Annotated in this window: 12 protein-coding genes; 5 read left to right on the forward strand and 7 right to left on the reverse strand. The window is 73.2% G+C overall.

Annotated features, from left to right (window positions below; all coding sequences use genetic code 11):
* From ACF062_RS12370 to glgB, 3 genes are all read left to right on the forward strand, one after another.
* The coding region (locus tag ACF062_RS12370) for an alpha-glucosidase C-terminal domain-containing protein (protein WP_392137729.1) at positions 1-317 on the forward strand (317 nt) is incomplete at its 5' end.
* A gap of 118 nt (positions 318-435) precedes the next feature.
* Positions 436-1887 (forward strand): maltokinase, encoded by a 1452-nt coding sequence (locus ACF062_RS12375; protein ID WP_392137730.1) that lies wholly within the window; start codon positions 436-438, stop codon positions 1885-1887.
* A gap of 27 nt (positions 1888-1914) precedes the next feature.
* On the forward strand, positions 1915-4422 hold the full coding sequence (glgB, locus tag ACF062_RS12380) for a 1,4-alpha-glucan branching enzyme (RefSeq protein WP_392137731.1): 2508 nt from the start codon (positions 1915-1917) through the stop codon (positions 4420-4422).
* Here the strand turns inward: glgB and ACF062_RS12385 are convergent.
* From ACF062_RS12385 to ACF062_RS12400, 4 genes are all read right to left on the reverse strand, one after another.
* On the reverse strand, positions 4397-6664 hold the full coding sequence (locus ACF062_RS12385; RefSeq protein WP_392137732.1) for a HelD family protein: 2268 nt from the start codon (positions 6662-6664) through the stop codon (positions 4397-4399). The two genes, glgB and ACF062_RS12385, sit on opposite strands and share 26 nt — an antisense overlap.
* Before the next feature lie 154 nt (positions 6665-6818).
* Positions 6819-7169 carry a thioredoxin gene (trxA, locus tag ACF062_RS12390; protein WP_392137733.1) on the reverse strand — a complete coding sequence of 117 codons (351 nt, stop codon included), beginning with the start codon at positions 7167-7169 and terminating at the stop codon, positions 6819-6821.
* Positions 7166-7558, reverse strand: coding sequence for a MerR family transcriptional regulator (locus tag ACF062_RS12395; RefSeq protein WP_392137734.1), 393 nt, complete (start codon positions 7556-7558; stop codon positions 7166-7168). Before ACF062_RS12395 ends, trxA begins: the two co-directional genes overlap by 4 nt.
* 57 nt (positions 7559-7615) lie before the next feature.
* Positions 7616-8506, reverse strand: coding sequence for an NAD(P)-dependent oxidoreductase (locus ACF062_RS12400; protein WP_392137735.1), 891 nt, complete (start codon positions 8504-8506; stop codon positions 7616-7618).
* A 241-nt stretch (positions 8507-8747) separates the two neighbouring features.
* Here ACF062_RS12400 and ACF062_RS12405 point away from each other — a divergent pair, with 241 nt between their 5' ends.
* Positions 8748-11624, forward strand: a complete 2877-nt coding sequence (locus ACF062_RS12405) for a beta-L-arabinofuranosidase domain-containing protein (RefSeq protein WP_392137736.1) — start codon at positions 8748-8750, stop codon at positions 11622-11624.
* On the opposite strand, the gene ACF062_RS12410 is transcribed toward ACF062_RS12405, so the two are convergent.
* The 3 genes from ACF062_RS12410 to ACF062_RS12420 are packed head-to-tail and all read right to left on the reverse strand — an operon-like array spanning position 11610 to position 13200.
* Entirely contained in the window at positions 11610-12332 is a 723-nt protein-coding gene (locus ACF062_RS12410; RefSeq protein WP_392137737.1) for a hypothetical protein, read from the reverse strand. The genes ACF062_RS12405 and ACF062_RS12410 overlap by 15 nt on opposite strands.
* Positions 12329-12676: a DUF6114 domain-containing protein gene (locus ACF062_RS12415; protein WP_392137738.1), complete on the reverse strand. Its 348-nt coding sequence runs from the start codon at positions 12674-12676 to the stop codon at positions 12329-12331. Before ACF062_RS12415 ends, ACF062_RS12410 begins: the two co-directional genes overlap by 4 nt.
* Complete coding sequence (locus ACF062_RS12420) at positions 12673-13200, reverse strand: DUF6230 family protein (protein WP_392137739.1); 528 nt, start codon at positions 13198-13200, stop codon at positions 12673-12675. Before ACF062_RS12420 ends, ACF062_RS12415 begins: the two co-directional genes overlap by 4 nt.
* A gap of 270 nt (positions 13201-13470) precedes the next feature.
* Here ACF062_RS12420 and ACF062_RS12425 point away from each other — a divergent pair, with 270 nt between their 5' ends.
* The gene (locus ACF062_RS12425) at positions 13471-14589 is read left to right on the forward strand and encodes an SDR family oxidoreductase (protein ID WP_392137740.1); all 1119 of its coding nucleotides are present in this window, start codon (positions 13471-13473) and stop codon (positions 14587-14589) included.
* Positions 14590-14614: the final 25 nt, after the last annotated feature.

Consider the following 14614-nt stretch of genomic DNA (forward strand, 5'->3'; position numbering starts at 1 on the left):
TGATCGAGATCCGCAAACAGAACCCCGCCTTCGGCCTCGGCACCTACACCGAACTCCCCTCCTCCAACCCCGCCGTCCTCGCCTTCCTCCGCGAGGCGCCCGCGGAGGAGGAGGGCGACGACGACCTCGTGCTGTGCGTGCACAACTTCTCGCGTTTCGCGCAGCCCACGGAGTTGGATCTCCAAGCCTTCAACGGACGCCATCCGGTGGAGCTGACCGGCGGGGTGCGCTTCCCGGCCATCGGTGAACTGCCCTACCTCCTCACGCTGGCCGGGCACGGCTTCTACTGGTTCCGTCTGCGCCGGGAACCGTCGTAGGCTCCAGCGGCGCGACGCCTTCGCGGGGCGGTTTCCACCGCCCCGCCCTGGGCACTCCTACGCACAACCGGCACTCCCGCACTCTGCCTTGTCCGCCTCGCGGAAAGGACGCGACGCCATGTCGGAAGCCGCCACCCGCCCCACCGCGCACGCCACCGCGCTGCTCGCCTCACTCGATCCACTGCTGCGCGAGTGGCTGCCCAGGCAGCGGTGGTTCGCCGGGAAGGGCCGTCCGATCGGCTCCTTCGAGCCGGTGGCCGTGACCGAACTCCTGCCCCGCACCGCGCCGTCGGGCCTGCTGCACCTGCTGCTGCGGGTCCGCCGACCGCTCGTGCCCGCACAGGACACCGCCCTGGAGGGCCCGTCGGCCGAACACATGGGCGATTGCTACCAGTTGCTGCTCGGTGTACGCCGCACCCTGCCGCCCCAGCTGGCGCCCGCCCTCATCGGCCACGTCACCGAGGGCCCGCTCGCCGGTCAGACGGTGTACGAGGCGCTGCACGACCCGCGGCTCGCCGCGCTGCTACTGGAGCGGCTGCGGATGCCGGGCCGGCACGGTGTGCTGCGCTTCGAACGTGACATGAGCGTCGGCATCCCCTCCGGCCTCACGCCGCGCCCACTCGCCGCCGAGCAGTCCAACTCCTCGGTCGTGTACGGAGATACGTTCATCCTCAAGCTGTTCCGCCGCGTCGTGCCCGGCGTCAACCCCGACCTGGAGCTGCCGCTGCACCTGGCCCGGCAGGGCTGCGCGCGCGTGCCCGCGCCCGCCGCGTGGTTCCTCGCGGAGCTGACGGGCGGCGCGGCCGACGCCGGCACGGCGGGTGAGGCGTGCGGCCTCGGCGTGCTCCAGCCCTTTCTGGCCGCCGCCGAGGACGGCTGGGAACTGGCCCTGCGCATGCTCGGCAAGGGCGAGGTCTTCACCGGCGAGGCCCGGGCGCTCGGCCGTGCCACGGCCGAGGTGCACGCGGCGCTCGCCGACGCGCTGCCGACCGTCACGCTCGGCCGGGCCCAGATCGGGCTGATCGCCGACGCCATGGCGCGGCGCCTCGCCGCGGCGGCGCAGGCCGTCCCGGCGCTGCGGCCGTACGCCCCGGGGCTGCTCACCGCCTTCGAGGCGCTGGCCGACCTGGGCGGCGAGGGCCAGTCCTGGACCGCCCAGCGCATCCACGGCGACCTGCACCTGGGGCAGTGCCTGCGCTCCCCTGACGGCCACTGGTCGCTCATCGACTTCGAGGGCGAGCCGGCGCGTCCCCTCGCCGAGCGGCGCATGCCGCAGCCGCCGGCCCGCGACGTGGCGGGCATGCTGCGCTCCTTCGACTACGCGGCCGCCACCCGCGACCCGTGGGCGCGGGAGTGGGCCACGGACTGCCGGGCCGCCTTCTGCGTGGGGTACGCCGACGTCTCGGGCCGCGACCCGCGGACGGACCCCGTGCTGCTGCGCGCCCACGAGACGGACAAGGCGGTCTACGAAGTCCTCTACGAGGCCCGGCACCGGCCCGACTGGCTTCCCGTGCCGCTGGCCGCGGCCCGCCGCCTGGCCGAGAACGGCTCCGCCGACGCCGCCCACTGACCATCCCTTTCGGAGGAGGCCTCTCCCGTGACCCCCCGCCCCCGCAAACCGTCCGCCGAAGCCCCGGCCCCGCCCCCGCCCCGCACCCCGGAACCGGACCCCGCCGAGCAGCGGCCCGCCCCGAAGGGCACGCGGAAGACACCGGCCCAGAAGGCGCGCGGGACAGCGAAGGCGGCTGACGCGGCCAAGGCCGCGAAGAGCCCGAGGGCCTCCCGGAAGGCCGCCGCGAAGACGCCCCCGAAGGCCACGCCGAAGACACCGAAGACGCCGAAGACGCCGAAGACACCGAATCCATCAAAGACACAACCCCCGCCCGCGGAGGCGCCGTCCCCCGTGACCGCCGTCGCCGCGTCGCCCGTCCCCGAGGAGGACCGGGCGCGCCTCCTGGCGGGCACCCACCACGACCCGCACGGCGTCCTCGGCGCCCATCCCGTCCCGGGCGGCACGGCCTTCCGCGCCCTGCGGCCCTACGCCAAGGCGGTCTCGGTCGTCGCCAAGGACGTCCGGGCCGAGCTGCGGGACGACGGTGACGGGTTCTTCTCCGCGGTGCTGCCGCTGCCGGCCGCGCCCGACGACTACCGGCTCCACGTCACGTACGAGGACGCGGAGCTGGAGATCCACGACGCGTACCGCTTCCTGCCCTCGCTCGGCGACTTCGACCTGCATCTGATCGGCGAGGGGCGGCACGAGGAACTGTGGAAGGCGCTGGGCGCGCATCCCATGACCCACCAGGGCGCGACCGGCACCCGCTTCACCGTGTGGGCGCCCAATGCCCGGGGCGTACGGGTCGTCGGCGGCTTCAACTTCTGGGACGGCACCGGCTTTCCGATGCGTTCGCTCGGCGGGACCGGCGTCTGGGAGCTGTTCGTGCCGTCCGTCGGCGAGGGCGAGCTGTACAAGTTCGAGATCACCCGGCCGGACGGCACGAAGACGATGCGCGCCGACCCGCTGGCCCGCCACACGCAGGCGCCGCCCGCCAACTCCTCGGTCGTGCACGAGTCGCACCACGAGTGGCACGACGCGCAGTGGCTCGCCCGCCGGGCGGAACGACCCGCCCACGAGGCGCCCTTCTCCGTGTACGAGGTGCACCTCGCCTCGTGGCGACCGGGCCTGACGTACCGCCAACTGGCGGATCAGTTGCCCGCGTACGTCTGCGATCTCGGCTTCACCCATGTCGAGCTGATGCCCGTCGCCGAGCATCCCTTCGGCGGCTCCTGGGGCTATCAGGTCACCGGCTTCTACGCGCCGACGGCCCGCCTCGGCACCCCCGACGACTTCAAGTACCTGGTGGACGCGCTGCACCGCGCCGGGATCGGTGTCCTGATGGACTGGGTGCCCGCGCACTTCCCCCGCGACGACTGGGCGCTCGCGGAGTTCGACGGGCGGCCGCTGTACGAGCACGAGGACCCGCTCAGGGCGGCGCACCCCGACTGGGGCACCCTGGAGTTCGACTACGGCCGCAGGGAGGTGCGCAACTTCCTTGTCGCTAACGCCTGTTACTGGTGCGAGGAGTTCCACATCGACGGCCTGCGGGTGGACGCGGTCGCCTCGATGCTCTACCTCGACTACTCCCGCGAGCACGGCCAGTGGACACCGAACGCGCACGGCGGCCGCGAGAACCTCGACGCGGTCGCCTTCCTCCAGGAGATGAACGCCACCGTCTACCGCCGGGCGCCCGGCGTCGTCACGATCGCCGAGGAGTCCACGGCCTGGGACGGCGTGACCCGGGCCACCCACCACCAGGGGCCCGGCGGCTTCGGAGGGCTCGGTTTCGGCCTGAAGTGGAACATGGGCTGGATGCACGACTCCCTCGACTACGTCGCGAAGGAGCCCGTACACCGCAAGCACCACCACAACGAGATGACGTTCTCGATGGTGTACGCGTACAGCGAGAACTACGTCCTGCCCATCTCGCACGACGAAGTGGTGCACGGCAAGCGCTCGTTGGTTTCGAAGATGCCCGGCGACTGGTGGCAGCAGCGGGCCACCCACCGCGCCTACCTCGGCTTCATGTGGGCCCACCCCGGCAAGCAACTCCTGTTCATGGGCCAGGAGTTCGCGCAGGGCGCCGAGTGGTCGGAAGCGCACGGCCCGGACTGGTGGCTGCTCGACCCGGCGTACGGCGCGGAGCCCGACCACCGGGGGGTACGGGACCTGGTCCGCGACCTGAACTCCGTCTACCGCGGCGAGGCCGCCCTGTGGCAGCGCGACACGGACCCCGGCGGCTTCGCCTGGGTGGAGGGCGACGCGGCCGAGGACAACGTCTTCGCCTTCCTGCGCCACGACGCGCAAGGGGCGCCCCTGCTCGCCGTCTCCCACTTCTCACCGGTGGTGCGGCACGCCTACCGGCTCGGCGTGCCGGACGAGTTCGCGGCCTGGCAGGAGGTCCTGAACACGGACGAGGCGCGCTACGGCGGCAGCGACGTCACCAACCCCGACCCGCTCAAGCCGGAGCCGGTGGCGTCCCACGGCCGCCCCGCGTCCCTGCGCCTGACCCTGCCGCCGCTGGCTACGGTGTGGCTGCGGCCGGCGTGACCTCCTCGATGCGCTTGAGGGCCACCGGAAGCTCCCCCGTGTACAGCACGCCGAGGCGCTGGGTGGCCCGGGTCAGGGCGACGTACAGGTCGCTGGCGCCGTACCTCACCGGCTCGACGACCAGGACCGTGTCGAACTCCAGGCCCTTCGCCTGACGCGGGTCGATCAGCACCACCGGCCGCGTCAGGTTCGGGGCCTCCCCGGCCGTCACCCCGGGGAGCCGTGCGGCGAGCTCCTGGTGGAGTTCGCGCGGGGCGATGACCGCGAGGCGGCCGTCGTCCCCGGCCTCGGCCGCCACCACGTCGGCCACGGCGGCGGCGAGGTGGTCGGCGCGGCGCGCCCAGGGCCGTACGCCCGTGGACCGCACCGAGCTTGGCGGGCGGAAGTCCGGGTTCCCGGCAAGGCGCGGCACCTCGGCCGCCACCTCCATGATCTCCACGGGCGTGCGGTAGTTCACGCCGAGCCGGGTGTACTCCCAACGGTCCTCGACGTACGGCGCGAGGATGCTCTCCCACGAGCCGCAGCCGCCCGCCTCCGCGGTCTGCGCCGGGTCGCCGACGAGCGTCATGGAGCGGGTCGGGCAGCGCCGCATCAGCAGCCGCCAGGCCATGGCGGACAGCTCCTGCGCCTCGTCGACGATGATGTGCCCGAACGCCCAGGTGCGGTCGGCCGCCGCGCGCTCGGCGGCGCTGCGGTGGTCGGCCTCCTCCTGCCGTTCGGCCATCCGCTCGGCGTCGATGATGTTGTGCGCGAGCAGGACCTCGGCGTCGTCCTCGTCCTTGTCCTCGAACTCGTACGTCCGCGAGGCCCGCGAGACGTCGAGGACACCCTGCGCGTACGCGATCTCCCGGGCGCGCTCGGCCTCCGCCGCCGCCCGCTCGGCGCTGTCGTCGTGGCCGAGCAGTTCGGCCGCCTCGTCGAGCAGCGGGACGTCGGCCGCCGTCCAGGGCGCGCCGCGCGGCCGCCGGATCGCCCTCGCGTCCTTTTCGCCGAGGCCCGTCGGCTCCTCCAGGAAGTCGGCGAGGAAGCCCTGCGGGGTCAGCGTGGGCCACAGCTCCTCGATGGCCGCGTGCACCTCGGGGCTGGCCGCGATGGCCTTGCCGAGCTGGGCGATGTCGTCGGGGCCGAGGAAGTTCGGGCCGCCGTACGGGTCGTGGCCGATGCGCTCGGCGAGCTGCTCGGTGAGCGAGTCGATGACCCGGAACGCGAAGTAGGGGCGCCCCAGGTTGTGCGGCACGTCCGCCTCGCGGGCCGCCTCCCGCGCCTCGTAGGCGATCGTCCAGTCCAGGATCAGGTCGCCGTCGTCGTGCGCGATGATCAGCGGCTCGCCCGGCTCGGGGATGCGCTGGCGGTCGCGCACCGCCGTGGCGAGCACCTCCGCCATCTCGGCGCGGCCCTTCACCTCGGCCGCCTCGGGGCTGTCGGTGCCGGTGGCGCTCACGCCGGGGAACAGCTCGCCGACCGTCGACAGCAGGACGCCGGTCTCACCGAGCGCGGGCAGGACCTCGCCGATGTAGCCGAGGAACGCCGGGTTCGGGCCGACGACGAGGACCGCGCGCTTGGCGAGCAGCTCGCGGTGGGCGTAGAGGAGGAACGCGGCGCGGTGCAGCGCCACGACCGTCTTGCCCGTCCCGGGGCCACCCTCGACGACGAGGACGCCGCGGTGCGGGGCGCGGATGATCCGGTCCTGCTCGGCCTGGATGGTCTGCACGATGTCGTGCATGCGGCCGGTGCGCGCCGAGTCGAGCGCGGCGAGCAGCACCTCGTCCGCGTCGGCGCTCTCGTGACCGGTGCGGGTCGTGTCGCCGAGGTCGAGGATCTCGTCGTGCAGACCGGTGACCTCACGGCCCTCGGTGGTGATGTGCCGGCGGCGCCGCAGACCCATCGGCGTATGGCCCGTCGCGAGGTAGAAGGGGCGGGCGACATCGGCGCGCCAGTCGATCACGAGCGGGGTCCGCTCGGCGTCAGAGGCGCGGATTCCGATGCGTCCGATGTGGTGGTCGCGGCCGTCGCGGAATTCGAGTCTGCCGAAGCAGAGGCCGTTCTCCCCCGCGTCGAAGGCGGCGAGCAGGCCGGACTGCTCCGCCACCAGGACATCGCGCTCAAGGCGCGCCTGGAGACCGTTGCCCACCTGCGACAACGAAGACCGCACGGCGTCCTCGGCCTCCGCGCGCAGCGCGTCAAGGCGCGCGTACAGCCCGGAGACGAATTGCTGCTCTTTCCGCAATTCCTCGGTTGACAATTCAGCCCCTCGCCAGTTACAGTGCTCGTATAAAGCTTCTCGTGAAGTCGCTGCATCTCAGCGGATACAACTTCTCGAAAGAATCCATAATACGCAGGGAAATGCCCCGGACGTCAATTCGTCCGGGGCATTTCCCTTGGGCGCGTGCGGAGCCTCAGAGCACGTCGGCCAGCTCCGCGAGGAGCTTGCGCTTGGCCCGCGCGCCCACCATCTGCTTCACGGGCTCACCGCCCCGGAACACGATCATGGTCGGCGCCGAGAGCACCTGGTAGGCGATCGCGGTCTCGGGGCTCCGGTCGACGTCCAGCTGGAGGATCTTGATCCGGTCCGCCTCCTCCCGCGCGATCTCGCTCAGCACCGGCGCCAGCTGCCGGCACGGGCCGCACCAGTCCGCCGTGAACTCCACGAGCACGGGCCGGTCCGTCTCACGCAGCACCTCCCCCTCGAAGTCCGCGTCCGTCACCTCGGCCACACCTGCTGCCTTCACTGCCACCACTCTCCTCATCCCGTCAGTTCGCACCGCGGCTCGGGGCCGCCTTCGAGCGCCGCCTCCGCGCGCACGAGCTGCGCGCCGACCTGCGCGCGCACCGCGTTCAACTCGCCGATCAGCGCGTCGAGTTCGGTGAGCTTGCGGCGGTAGACGGCGAGCGACGCGGGGCACGAGTCGCCCTCCGGATGGCCGGAGCGCAGACACTCCACGAAGGGCCGGGTCTCCTCCAGGTCGAACCCGAAGTCCTGCAAGGTCCTGATCTGTTCCAGGAGCCGCAGATCATCCTCGTCGTAGGTGCGGTACCCGTTTCCGGCACGCTGTGCGGGCAACAGCCCGCGGGACTCGTAGTAGCGCAGCGTCCGCGTGGTGGTCCCCGCGCGCGCCGCGAGCTCGCCGATTCGCATGCCCCGACGGTAATCGTTGACGTGGGCGTCAAGGCCAGGCCGGCTCCGGCCCCCGGGTCAGGCGGGCCTGCGGATGCCCTCGACGATCGAGGTCCAGTTGTCGCCGCCGTGCCCGAGGCCGATCGACCTGTCGGCCGCCGTGAGGACGCCGCGCAGAGCGGCCGCGTCCAGGCCGCGGTGCTCGGCGGCGCGCACGATGTGCCGCACGTTCGCCGCCTCGACGGTGAGGTTGTCCAGGTCGCCGGGGAACTTCCCCGCGTCCAGATCCTCGGCCGTGCCGTCGACGACGCTCGTGAGGAGGGCGGCGAGGGTCTTCATATAGGGGGCGACGGCCGCCCCCGGCACGCCCTCCGTGGCCGCGAGGGCGAAGCCGTGCACCAGGCCGTGCATCGCGGTCCAGAAGAAGTCCAGGGCGGAGAGGTCGTACACCGCGGCGAGCCCGTGGTCCTCGCCGACGTAGGCGCTCTGCCCGCCGAGCGCCTTCAGCGTGCCCTCGTACTTCTCGTACGCGGCCCGCGCACCGCTGTGGAAGATCAGCGCGTCCGGGGTGCCGATCATGGGGACCGGCACCATGACCGCGCCGTCCAGGTAGTCGACGCCGAGGGCCGCGGCCCTGACGGCGGCCTCGCGGGCGCGCTCGGGGGTGTCGGAGGTGAGGTTCACGAGGAGGCGGCCGTCGAGGTCGGCGGCGGTGACCTGGTCGAGGATCGCGTCCGCGGCGGCGTAGTCGAGGACGCACACGACGACGACCTCACCGGCGCGGACGGCTTCGGCGGGGGTGGCGGCGCGCGTGGCCCCGAGGGAGACGAGGTCCTCGCCCTTGCCGGGCGAGCGGTTCCAGACGGTGGTGGGGTGGCCGGCCTTCAGGAAGGCGCCGGCGAGGGCCTGGCCCATGGCGCCGAGGCCGAGGACGGTGACGGCGGGGCGGGGGTCTGGTGCGGTGGTCATGCGTCCCATCGTCGGCCGGGGCCCAACTGCCCACAAGTACCGACTAATTAGTCAGGTACTCACCGGAAGGTAAGGGTGCGGCCCGGAGGCGGCACGCCGTCGCTGACGCCGCGTCAGACCTGGCTTGTGCCGCAGCCATTGACGTACCCCTCCGTCACTCCTAGCGTCTGGTCGAACATCCGAACCACGTCCGGGATTTCGAACATGCGCTGCCCGCGCGCAGCCGAGGAATGAGACCCCCATGGCCCCCGCCCCCATACCCTCGCCCGCACCCGGCTCCGCGCCCCGGCCCGCCAGACGCGCCGTCCTGCGCGCGGCGGCCCTCGCGGCCTCGGCGACCGCCCTGTCCTCCTTCGCCGACGGCCGGGCGGCGGCCTCCCAAAGACCCCCGTCGGGCGTGGCCGCCGGCGCGGCGGGAGTCGCCGCCCCGGCCACCTGGACGGCCCGCCCCTTCGCCCTCAAGGACGTCTCGCTCCGCAAGGGCGTCTTCGCCACCAAGCGCGCCCTGATCCTCGACCACGGCCGCGGCTACGACGTGAACCGCCTGCTCCAGGTCTTCCGCGCCAACGCCGGCCTCGCCACGGGCGGCGCGGTGGCCCCCGGCGGCTGGGAGGGCCTCGACGGGGAGGCGAACGGCAATCTGCGGGGCCACTACACCGGCCACTTCCTCACCATGCTGTCGCAGGCGTACGCCGGTACGGGCGAGAAGGTGTACGCGGAGAAGGTCCGCCACATGATCGGCGCGCTCACGGAGGTCCGGTCGGCGCTGCGCGACGGTCCCGAAGTCCTCTCCGTCGAGGGCAGGTTCGGGACGGCCACCATGCAGGTGCGGGGCTCCCACCAGTACGTCGACCTGCCGTCGGGGGTCCTCGGCGGCGGCTCGGCGCTCACGTTCTCGGCGTGGGTCAAGCCCGCCCACGACGCCCCCTGGGCACGGATCCTGGACTGCGGCGACGACACCACCCGCTACCTCTACCTGACGGCGCGGGGTGCCGACGGCGCCCCGCGGTTCGCCCTCACCACCAAGGGCCCCGGCGGCGAGCAGGCCCTCGACGGCACGGCGCCGCTGCCCCTGGACAAGTGGAGCCACGTGGCGGTGACCCTCGGCGAAGGCACCGGGACGCTCTACGTCAACGGCGCCGTCGTCGCCAGGAACACCGCGATGACCCTCGACCCGGCGGCGCTCGGCACCCTTGAGGACCACTGGCTCGGCCGCTCCCACTTCGCCTCCGACCCCGTCTTCGCCGGCGCGTTCGACGAGGTCAACCTCTGGTCGCGGGCGCTGACCGCCGCCGAGGTCGCGGGACTCCAGGACGCCCCCGCCGCCCGGACGGCCGCCGGGCGCGGCGACCTCGCGTCGTACGCCTTCGACGAGACGAGCGGCGCCGTGTTCGCCGACGCCTCCGGCCGCGACCGTCCGGCCGCCCTGCGCCGCACCTGGGGCCGCCCGAGCCATCCCGGGTTCCTCGCGGCGTATCCCGAGACGCAGTTCATCACCCTGGAGTCGATGACCGGCCCCGACTACCACGTGGTGTGGGCGCCGTACTACACCGCGCACAAGATCCTGCGCGGTGTGCTCGACGCCTACCTCCACGTCGGCGACGAGCGGGCGCTCGATCTCGCGTCGGGCATGTGCGACTGGATGTACTCCCGGCTCTCCCGGCTCTCCGAAGCCACCCGCCAGCGCATGTGGGGCATCTTCTCCAGCGGCGAGTTCGGCGGGATCGTCGAGGCGATCTGCGACCTGCACGCCGTCACGGGCAAGGCCGAACACCTCGCGCTGGCCCGCCTCTTCGACCTCGACAAGCTCATCGACGCGTGCGCCGCGGGCACCGACACCCTCGACGGGCTCCACGCCAACCAGCACATCCCGATCTTCACGGGCCTGCTGCGGCTGTACGACTCGACGGGTGAGCGGCGCTACCTCACGGCCGCCCGGAACTTCTGGAAGATGGTCGTGCCGCACCGGATGTACGGCATCGGCGGCACCAGCACGGCGGAGTTCTGGAAGGCGCGCGGTGTCATCGCGGGGACACTCGGCGAGGCCACCGCCGAGACCTGCTGCGCGTACAACCTGCTGAAGCTGAGCCGCACGCTGTTCTTCCACGAGCAGGACGCGGCGTACATGGACTACTACGAACGCGCCCTCTACAACCAGGTTCTCGGCTCCAAGCAGGACGAGCCGGACGCGGAGAAGCCCCTCGTCACGTACTTCATCGGCCTGTCGCCCGGGCACGTCCGCGACTACACGCCGAAGCAGGGCACGACCTGCTGTGAGGGCACCGGCCTGGAGAGCGCCACCAAGTACCAGGACTCGGTCTACTTCCAGCGGGCCGACGGCTCCGCCCTGTACGTCAACCTCTACAGCCCCTCCACGCTGACGTGGGCGGCCAAGGGCGTCACGGTCACGCAGACCACCGACTACCCGAGGGAGCAGGGCACGACCCTCACGGTCCGGGGTGCCACCACCGCCTTCGAGCTGCGGCTGCGCGTCCCGGCGTGGGCGAAGGACGGGTTCACGGTGACCGTCAACGGCCGCAAGGCGACGGCGGACGCGGAGCCGGGGAGTTACTGCTCCGTCTCCCGCACCTGGCGCGACGGTGACACCGTGCGCGTCAGTGTGCCCTTCCGGCTGCGCACCGAGAAGTGCCCGGACGAGCCGGAGATCCAGACCCTCTTCTACGGCCCGGTCAACCTCGTGGCCCGCGACGCGAGCAAGGGCTATCTGCGCCTCGGCCTCTACCGCGACGCCGCGCTCTCCGGGGACCTGCTGCCCAGCCTCACCCCGGTGCCGGGCAAGCCGCTCCACCACCGGCTGGGCGACGTCGAGTTCGCGCCTTTCCTCGAAGGCACGCAGGACCCGACGCACGCCTACTTCCGGCGGGCCGAGCCCCAGGTGGTGTTCGGCGGGAACGAGGCGGGCGTCGCCAACCCGGCGGGCCCGGACGGCACGACGTTCCTCGACGCCGTCTGGTCGGCCGCCCCGTTCAAGAACAAGAACGCGCTCGTCCAGCACGTCCGGGCCACCGTGGACTCCTGGGTGGCCGCGGGGAGGCTGAGCGCGGCGGACGGCGCGAAGGTGGTGTCGACGGCGAAGCGGGCGTCATACGTCTCCTGAGGACGGGTCCGGGGCCGGGCCGGGGCGGGCGGCACCGCACGCGCCGCTCCCCGGGCCGACCGTCACCGCCGAGCCCGTGCCCTCGCCGGCCTTCACCCACAGCCCGCGCGCGACCACCGCGTCCAGCCGCAGGAACGGGACGGGGACGGGCGGCACCGCCCGGGTGGAGACGGTCAGGGGCAGCACACCCAGGAGCCGCCCGTGCAGGCTCGCCGCGCGGAAGCGGACGGCACCGGTCAGCGACAACTCGTCGGCGGCCAGGCAGGAAGCGGCCTCTCCCTGCCCGTAACGGATGCGGGGCCGGGACAGGTGGATCGCGGAGGCCCGGCACACGTCCGCGCCGGGAGGACAGTAGAGGCCGGTGACGGACAGTGTGGCCGCCCGCAGCGTGGTCCCCCCGGACCCTGTGGTGCGCCCGCTCGGTACCGCCCCGGCCAGGCAGCCGGCCAGCGCCCGCGCAGCCGTCACACGCTCCCCGCGCCGCGGCTGCGCGGAAGGCAGGGCGCCGGGCGCGCAGTCGCGGTCGCCCCCCGCGGCGGTGCCCTTCGGCCCGTCGGAGGGCCCGGGAGTCTCCCGGGCGGGAGCGGAGACCTCGCCGAAGTGATCGTCGGGCTCCGTGTCGACGGCGGTGCCCGCCCAGGCCGGTGCGAGGGCGGCGGTCAGGCCGGCGCCCACGGCCAGCCACCACCGCGCACGGCCAGGGCTCACCCGCCGCTCCCCGCGGCCTGGGCGGGCGGGGGCCGCCACGCCAGCGCCAGGGCCCCTCCGACCAGCGCGAGGAGCATGCCGAGGAGGAAGCCGCCCAGGTTGGCGAACGGATAGGAGAGGACGCCCAGGACGATGGCGGCGGCCCCGCTGAGGTGGGCGCGCGCCGGCACGGCCCACAGGTGCGCCGCACAGCCGACCAGCGCGAGGGCGAACATGACGGTGGCCGCCCCGCTGACTCCCTGCACCGGCAGCAGACCGACCTGGGCCAGCGGAAAGTAGCCGATCTCCACCCCGGCGCAGGCGACGCACGCGATGGCTCCCCGTGGACGGTGTCCTCGCCTCACGCGCACGGCTGCTCCCCGGCGCGGACGTCCATGGTGGCGTCGCCCAGCGTGAACACCCCTGCGGTCAGCGACCAGGCGTCGATCTCCAGGTGCCGGATCGTCAGTGCGTCCGCCTGCTGGCCGTACGTTCCCGCCGTCCCCCGGGCGCCCCCGCGCAGCGTGGCGGCGTCCCGTCCCATCTCCACCTCGTGGAACCGCATGTCGCCCCGGATGGACGACAGGTCGAGCGCCAGCGACGAAGCCCTCACCGCCCGGTGGTCGCCGGACCGGATCCGCAGCGTCGCCGTCCCCAGCGGTGTCCGTGCCACCGCGGACTGGCACAGCCCGTACAGCGCCGCCTCTTCCAGCCCGACCGCGGCGACCGCGTGCCGCTTCCCTGACGTCTCCTCACGGAACGAGGCGAACTGCGTCACCCCCTTGGCCTCCAGCCGGTGCGCCGTGACGGCGAAGGGGCTGCCGGCGACGGCGAACGACACCGGGACCGCCGCGGCCGTCGTGGCCGCGACCATCGCACCGGCCAGCACCAGCGCGCCTGTCGCGGCGAGCGCGAAACGCCTCCAGTCCGTCCGCCCTCCGGCGGCCCGGTGACGAGGCCCGGTGACACCTGGTACGCATGCGCCGCTGCGCCTCATGAGGTTGCCTTCCGCAAGACGGTCTCTCGCCGGTTAACGTGCCGTCTGCGCCGGAGGTGTGCCCGCCATCCGGGTGACCGGCGGCGCGGTCACCGGTCGTGCTTCCCCGATCCCCTCGCCGCCGGGGCCGACGGGGCGGGGTCCAGTGCGATGGTGTCGCGCATGTCCATTCTGTTCACCGGAGCCACCGGTTTCCTTGGCTCCCGCCTGCTGTACTCCCTGCTCGTGGAAGAGGGCCGCGAGGTCACGGCGCTGGGGCGCGGCACACCCGCCGCACTGCGCGCACGCGTCGTCGCGTCCCTCACCGGCCTGGCCGACGGGCCGCTGCCCCAGGCGGCACTGGACCGCCTGCACTGCCTGTCGGGCGACGTCTCCCGGCCCCGCCTGGCCCTGCCCCCGGCCCACTACCGCCGGCTCGCGGAGCGCACGACCGCCGTCTGGCACTGTGCCGCCGACATCTCGCTCTCCGCGCCACTGGACGCGCTGAGAGCGGTCAACGTGGCCGGCACGGCACACGTACTCGAACTCGCGGAGTACGCCGGCCAGGACTGCCGCGTCACGCACATCAGCACCGCCTTCGTCGCCGGGCGTCGGCGGGAGGGGTGGATCGCGGAGACGGAACTCGATGACTCGCCCGGCTTTGAAACGCCCTACGAGCAGACCAAGTTCGAGGCCGAACGGCTCGTGCGCGCCTGGGCGCAGCGCCGGCAGCGGCCGGTGACCGTGCTGCGCCCCAGCGTCCTGGTGACGGGCAGCCGCCCCGAGGAGGGCGAGCCGCAGCACCCCTTCGGTGTGCTGGGGCGGAGTACCGGGAGTTCGGGCGACGGCTTCCCCGAGGAAGCGACGGGACGCGTGCGGCTGCCCCTGCCGCCGGAGTGCACGCTCAACGCGGTGCAGGTCGAGTACGCGGTCCAGGCGATGCTGCGGCTCGCCGCGCGCGCCCCGGACCGGCCCGGAGTCCACACCTTCCACGTGGTCCACCCGGTCGCCACCCCCGTACGCCTGCTCCTGGAGGCCGTCGAGAGCCGGCATCCGGGCTTGCGGCTGGAGCAGGCCGGACACGTCACCGACCCGGACCCGGCCGAGACCCGGATCGTCGCGCGACTGCCCGGCTTCCTCTGGCGGTACGGCGGGCAACGACGCGGCTACGAGCGGTCGGGCCTGCTCTCACTCGTACCGGACCTGGCGGACCCACCGCCGCTCGACGCGGCCTACGTGCGGGCGGCACTGGGGCACGGCCCCGCTGTGCGCTACGCCACCCGTACGGGGGTCACCGCGTAGCAGTCGGGCGATTTGTCGCACATGC

It is taken from the genome of Streptomyces sp. NPDC015345 (assembly GCF_043078805.1).
Taxonomy (GTDB): domain Bacteria; phylum Actinomycetota; class Actinomycetes; order Streptomycetales; family Streptomycetaceae; genus Streptomyces.